Source organism: Arthrobacter sp. HMWF013 (assembly GCF_003061105.1).
GTDB lineage: Bacteria > Actinomycetota > Actinomycetes > Actinomycetales > Micrococcaceae > Arthrobacter.
This window is the reverse complement of sequence record NZ_QAIQ01000033.1, coordinates 1-3,969: the sequence shown is the minus strand read 5'-3', so window position 1 is coordinate 3,969 and position 3,969 is coordinate 1. Positions and strand designations below refer to the sequence as shown.

General features: G+C 66.2%; 3 protein-coding genes and 1 pseudogene. 3 read left to right on the top strand and 1 reads right to left on the bottom strand.

Features of this window, described 5'->3' with window-relative positions; all coding sequences use genetic code 11:
* On the top strand, positions 1-525 hold a 525-nt coding region (locus DBR22_RS01635; protein WP_375134863.1), incomplete at its 5' end, for an alpha/beta hydrolase.
* Here the strand turns inward: DBR22_RS01635 and DBR22_RS01630 are convergent.
* Positions 522-1,841, bottom strand: coding sequence for an AI-2E family transporter (locus DBR22_RS01630; RefSeq protein WP_108597488.1), 1,320 nt, complete (start codon positions 1,839-1,841; stop codon positions 522-524). The genes DBR22_RS01635 and DBR22_RS01630 overlap by 4 nt on opposite strands.
* 218 nt (positions 1,842-2,059) lie before the next feature.
* Here DBR22_RS01630 and DBR22_RS01625 point away from each other — a divergent pair, with 218 nt between their 5' ends.
* Both DBR22_RS01625 and DBR22_RS24260 read left to right on the top strand, forming a co-directional pair.
* Positions 2,060-3,760 carry a hypothetical protein gene (locus DBR22_RS01625; protein ID WP_258229008.1) on the top strand — a complete coding sequence of 567 codons (1,701 nt, stop codon included), beginning with the start codon at positions 2,060-2,062 and terminating at the stop codon, positions 3,758-3,760.
* Between the two features lie 67 nt (positions 3,761-3,827).
* Positions 3,828-3,969 (top strand): annotated as a pseudogene (locus tag DBR22_RS24260) (co-chaperone YbbN); the annotation flags it as partial.

The window sequence follows — 3,969 nt, the reverse complement described above, 5'->3', positions numbered from 1 at the left end:
CGCTTCAACACCCGCGGAACGTCATCGCCGCGGGGCACCAGCGCGGGTTCCTTTGAAGAGGGGATCGGCGAGCGGCTCGACGTCGAGGCAGCGGTGCGGTTCGCCGTCGAACGCCAGCTGCCCAACCGGTGGCTGGTGGGTTGGTCCTTCGGTACCGAACTGGCCTTGATGTACGGCGCGGTGGAACCGGTGGCCAGTGGGATAGAAGGCGCGGTGCTGCTCTCGCCGCCGCTGCACAGGGCCACGGACGACCACCTCCGCCAGTGGTCAAAGGCAGGAAAACCGCTGACCGTCCTGGTGCCCGAGCACGACGACTATCTCCAGCCGGCGGCCGCCGTCGAACGCTTCGGCCTGGTTCCCCAGGCCCGGGTGGTCGGGGTGGACGGCGCCAAGCACCTGTGGGTGGGGGAGAAGTACGCCTCCCGTGCCCTGAACGAGATCGTGGACGATGTGACCGAAGCAGGATCCGGCCCCGGGGGCCTGCCGCAGGAGTGGAACGGGCCTGTGGCGACTGCCGTGGGTTAGTGCTTGTCCTGGCGGACGATGTAGATCTCCTTCAAGAGCAGCAGGATGGCCGCTGCGGTGGGAATCGCGATCAGCGCGCCCAGGACGCCCAGCAGGCTGCCGCCGGCGATAACGGAGATGACGGCCACGGCGCCCGGTACGGCAACGGCTTTCTGCATGATGCGCGGGGAGATGAAGTAGGCCTCGAACTGCAGGTACGCGAAGTAGCAGACCGCGAAGATGGCGGCTGTCTGCCAGCCCTCGGTCAGCGAAATCAGCGTTACCAGCACGCCCGCTATCAGGCCGCCCACCAGGGGAATGAAGGCCAGCAGTGCCACAACGAAGGCGAGCAGTACGGCGAAGGGGACTCCCACGATGGACATGACGATGAACGCGAACGTGGCGTTCAGCAAGGCCACACACGCCTGGCCGATCACGTAGTTGCCTACCGAACGGGTGATTTCTTCCGAAAGGGCCGCCACCCGGGGCCGGCGGGAGCGGGGTGCCAGCCGGTAGCCCCACTTCTTCATGGCCGGCAGTGCGGCCAGGAAGTAAAGGCTCAGGACCAGGACGATCAGGGCACCGAAGAGGCCGTTGGCGAGGGTGGAACCGAAGCCCACCACCCCGCCGAAGATCCCGCCCATCGCGGCGGGATCATTGACGAATTTGTCGAGTTCCTCCGTGATGCGGTCGCGGATGCCGAACTGGCTGTCCACGTTGCGGAAGAATTCAGAATCGATGAAGTCCCGCACCCAGATGGGCGCCTGCTCAACAATCTCAGTGACCTGTTCCACGATCGTGGGGATGAGGGTGGCGAAAAACCCTGCAACGGCGCTGACCAGAACCGCGACCGACACCAGAATGCCTGCCGGGCGGGGAATCTTCCGGTTCTCCAGCCAGCCGACCACCGGCTCAAGGCCAAGGGCGATGAAGAGGGCAGCCACAATCCACAGCAGCAGCTGCGTGGTGTTCGAACCGATCCAGTAGACGAGCAGTGCAAGGCCCACACCCACCGTCCCCATGAAGCCCATATACAGCGGGTGCTGCGGAGAGATGCGGGGGCCAGGCTTGCCGAACTGGGGAGCCGTCTCGCCGTCGGCGGCGGTGTCTTCTTCAGCGGCAGTGTATTCCGCCGGCAATTCCGGCGGCATCTCAAAACGCAGCCTGGGCTGGGCCCCGGGTAACGGCTGGCGCAGGCGGCGGGCAATAAAGCCCAGGGCCGCCGCCGCGGCGGCGTGCCGCTTGAGCCTGGCAGGCCTCTCCGGCAAGGACTGCGGAGCGCCGACGGCCGGTTGATTTTCGTGGGCCGCGGAGGATTCGTCCGTCTTGTCAGTCACTGGATTTTGGTGCCCGTTCCGTGCGTGGCACCGCGTGTGCGGGCCGGTGTGATGATCATCGCAAACACTATCAGCAGCCTTGCTACCAGAGGCGGGGGCGCCCGGTCAGGAGGACTCCCAACCGGGAACCGGGAAGGTCCACGGGCGCCCAAAAGGGGCTCCTGGTAACAAAACGGTTACTATTGAAAGCAAACCCCCGCTGATGATAGGTGTTTCCTTTGCGTTTCAAGACTGCAGTCGCACTCGTGCTGCTCGGCCTCCTGACACTTCTGGCCGGTATCGGCCAGAAAACCATCTGGGCTCCCTCCGAGACCTTCACGGCTTCGGCCCCGTCAGATGCCGCCGAGGCCCCCCTGACCGTTATCGACCAGAAACTGCGCACGCTGCACGGTGGAACGGTCAAGATCGACATCGAGGGAGACGGCAACTTCATGCTCGCCGCCGGCCGGCCCGATGACGTTGACGCCTGGGTGGGCCAGACGGCCCACAACACCATCACCGGGGTTACCGAGGACCAGAAGTCGCTCCAGGTGGAGCACGCCGACGGTGAGGCGACAGCTCCGAACCCGGCCGGCTCGGACCTGTGGGTCTCCACGGAAAACGCCAGCGGTGAGCTGGAGTACACCTGGACCCCGCCTGCCGACGGCGAGTGGACGCTCCTGCTGGCCTCCGACGGCACCAAGCCTGCGCCGGCCACCATCTCCATGACATTCCCCAATGACACCGCCACCCCCTGGGCCATCCCGCTGATGGTCCTGGGCGGACTCCTGATGCTCGCCGGGATTGCCTTGGCGCTCCTCTCCGCACGCAAGAAGGACGGCGAAGGCGACGGAAAGGGCAGCGGGTTTGCCCAGCGCGCCCGGGCGAAGTCTGAAGCACGCTCCTCGTCGAGGCTCCCGATGGTCTCCGGCGGCGTAGCTACTGCCGCTGTGACGGCCGCTGTTGTTGCATTCACCGGTGGCGCCGCCACCGCTGCCACCAGCCCCGCGCCGGCTCCGGCAACGGAATCCGCTGCCGCCGCCGGGCAGCCGGCTGCATCGCCTGTCCTCCTGGACGCCCAGTTCCGCCGCATCCTGGAACAGGTCTCCAGTGCCGCGGACGCCGGCGACGCCGCCAAGGACGCAGCCCAGCTCGCAGAGCGGGTTGGCGGGACCGAGCTTGAAGTCCGCACCCAGAACTACAAGATCCGTTCCCAGGTGGGCACCTACGAAGCCCGGATGCCGGTCCGGTCCACGAAGCTCCTCACCACGGTGGTCACCAGTGAGCGCAGCTGGCCCCGCTCCGTCCTCGCTGTCACCCAGGGCGACGGCAACGTTGTCCCGCAGCTGCTGACTTTGGTTCAGCCCTCACCGCGGGAGAACTACAAGCTGACCGAGACCACCCCGCTGCAGCCGGGCACAACGTTCCCTGCCATCGACCGGAGCGGCACCGAGACGCTCGCCGCCGCAGACAAGTCCGGGCTGCTCTACAGCGGCGAAGAAGCCCTTGCAGGCCTGGCGGACCGCCTGTCCAACGCCGAGTCCAGTTTCAAGGACAAACTGGTGGAGGGCGCCTCCTCGCCCTACATCGCGGACACGCTGTCCTACCAGGCAGAAGTGGTTAAATCAGGCGAAAATGGCAACTTCTCCTTCACCCACAAGGTAGTGCCCGAAAGCACCGTGGTATTCCGGACCGCCGACGGCGGGGCGCTGGTCCTGGGCCGGATCAACTTCGGTTTCGATGGCACCCCCAAAGCCTCCGGCGACAAACTGACCATCGGTGACGATGCCGCGGCGCTTGCAGGCGGCAAGGAAACCACCACGGGCATGGTCCTGAACTTCGCCGAATCCATGGCGGTCTACGTCCCGCCGGCAGGCTCCACGGATCCCATGAAGCTGGTGGCAGCCACCCGCGGGCTGGTAGGCGCAAGCTTCAAGTAACGTCTCAGGGGTAAACCCCCTTCACGCAGTACACCCGGCAGCGGCCGGAGTGGCTAGAGTGGAAAGCATGAGTTCGCCAGCTTCCCGCCCTGTCCCTCCAGCCGCTGCCAGCCTGCTTAACCTGCGTGGCGCCGTCGACCTTTCCTCCTTGAAACAGCGGCAGGCGCCGCCGGCGGGTGGGTTGCCCGCACCTGCCGGCCCGCCCGGAG